The following is a 2,206-nucleotide window of genomic DNA, read 5'->3' on the forward strand; positions in this document are numbered from 1 at the left end:
AGAGTTCATAACTGATACGCCATCTGCTACCTGTCATATTTTCACCTTCAGAAATTACCTGTTACGACATTCTGATAATCCCTTTTAGGATAGGTTCTTAGTGATACTATTAGGTACTAACAGTTCGCTTAGGCATGGAAGTTTTGCGGCATTCTGGCTACACAATAACAAGGGAAGAGTTACTCGTGGCTGCAACCCTACTTGCTCAAAATCTATTCAAACACGGTTAAGTTTATTAGAGATATAAATTGCTTTTTCATTTCAATAAAACATCATCTTAATAAATAAAGATATAATATGTCAAAGAATTTAAGTTATTATTTTTTATGCATACCTCCATTGTTCTATTTAAATATTTTTGGATATGATAATATTGGCTCTATATTATCATTGGTTGGTTTGACCATAGCAATTATTTTTTATTTTCCTTTTAATTTAAGCCTTAACCCAAAAAAAATAACATTATTATTTTTTATTTTTATTTTTATTTTTTATTTATTTTCTAATAATATACTACTTAACCCTCAATTAAATGCATTTTCTGGCATTTACTGGTGGATTTATCTTTTTATATCAATATTGATATTCTCTCCTCCACCAAAAAGGCTACTAGAAAAATTATCACACTGTACGATTATTACTAGTATTTTTATTTTGCTTTTGGATTGTTATTATCGTTTCTTTATTAATGCAATAGAAAAAAACGATATAGGAAGATATGCTTATAAATTCGGATTAATTGATATGGACTCAAACTTTTCTGGTATTTATGCATCCTTGATTTTTTTTTATTGCTTATTTTTGCGTAAAGTTTGCTATAAATATACTCTAATTTATATGATAGTACTGTATATGCTCGTATTATCTTCTTTATCATTAGCAGCTATATCTATTACAACTATCTTATTTATCTATTTCCGTTTATCTAAAAAGATTAAAATATATTTATTACCTATCGGAATATTTTGCATGATATTATCATCATCATTCATTATTCACATGATAGAAATGGATGATAGTGGTTCTACTAAAATCAATTTTATTAAACGTGGATTTGAAATATTGATATCTCGTGATATTTTTACAACATTATTTGGAACAGGCCTTTTTAGTGTTAAGTTAAATGGATATGAGCCGCATATTGTTATATTGCAATTGCTATTGCAGTTAGGATTAATTGGGTTTATATTATATTATCTGATTCAGTTCATTCTCATAATTAATTACAAACGTATTCTTATATATGTGGTACTTCCTTTTTTTCTTATTGGCTTTTCTGTTGCCTCAATTTCTAGTCCTATATTCACTACTATTATTATTTTGTTATACTATCAATCTTTTTATATTCAGAACGATGACTCTAAATTCCATGTTCCTTATAGAGAACTAATTAATTAATTAATAATTAATGGCTCGCGAATTCAGATAATAAGTGCAACGCTCGGTCATGTTAGATGGAAGGACGGTTAGCTACTGATAAGCTATCCTGCTCTTCCGACCAAAGATGAGCGAGTAAGTATGAAGTATCAGCAACTAACCGAAGGACAACGATACCAGATATCGATACTGCGTGAGGATAATTTATCCTGCCATGAGATAGGTATCCGTATCGGTGTAAGCAAGTCCACGGTCTCCCGTGAACTGAGGCGTAACACTTCAGATACTGGTTATAACCCACAACAGGCACACCAGAAGTGCTGTGATAGGCGGCTGTCATCTGCCAAAAGGACAATTCCTCAGCAGACCATAGATTTCGTGATATTTGCTCTGGAGTGGAGTCCTGAGCAAACAAGTGCAATTGGCAGCATTATTGGTCTTAGCGTCAGCCATGAATGGATTTACCAGTATATCTATGCGGATAAGCGTAGCGGTGGCGAGTTGTACAGATTTTTTATGCGGTAATTAATCCCTATTGAGATAGGCTCTTAGTTAACAACTATCTTACTCAAGCTTATTTAGGTATAATAGCCAAAATTAGTTGAGTAAATTAAAGATTATCAGTGAACAGGTAGCTGTAAGCCCGGGGCGGTAGCGTGCCAAAATCATGAGATAATCACTTTTAGAGTTCTCATTTTAACAATCAAAATACGACCTGTTACTCCAAGATGAAAATATTAGTTACTGGTGGTGCAGGCTTTATTGGTTCTGCGGTTGTTCGTCATATTATTAATAATACCAATGACGCTATTATTAATGTCGACAAACT

The 2,206-nt window shown here is 32.0% G+C and carries 2 protein-coding genes and 2 pseudogenes; all 4 read left to right on the forward strand.

All coding sequences use genetic code 11. The features are described 5' to 3' along the window. Nucleotides 1–119 precede the first annotated feature (119 nt). Nucleotides 120–230, forward strand: a pseudogene (locus tag PR809_RS19960) (hypothetical protein); the annotation flags it as partial. A 67-nt stretch (nt 231–297) separates the two neighbouring features. Further along, a complete protein-coding gene (locus tag PR809_RS19965; protein ID WP_272524686.1) occupies nt 298–1,398 on the forward strand; it encodes a hypothetical protein in 1,101 nt (366 codons plus the stop codon). 120 nt (nt 1,399–1,518) lie between these two features. Then, nucleotides 1,519–1,884: pseudogene (locus PR809_RS19970) on the forward strand (transposase); the annotation flags it as partial. A 221-nt stretch (nt 1,885–2,105) separates the two neighbouring features. Continuing rightward, nucleotides 2,106–2,206: NAD-dependent epimerase/dehydratase family protein (locus tag PR809_RS19975; RefSeq protein WP_272524688.1), on the forward strand; the 101-nt coding region annotated here is incomplete at its 3' end.

The organism is Providencia sp. PROV201 (assembly GCF_028479545.1).
Classification (GTDB): Bacteria; Pseudomonadota; Gammaproteobacteria; order Enterobacterales; family Enterobacteriaceae; genus Providencia; species Providencia huaxiensis.

Bases quoted from the DNA above. Each gene is read 5' to 3' on its own strand.
- PR809_RS19965 (WP_272524686.1), top strand. From the start codon at position 298: ATGTCAAAGAATTTAAGTTATTATTTTTTATGCATACCTCCATTGTTC.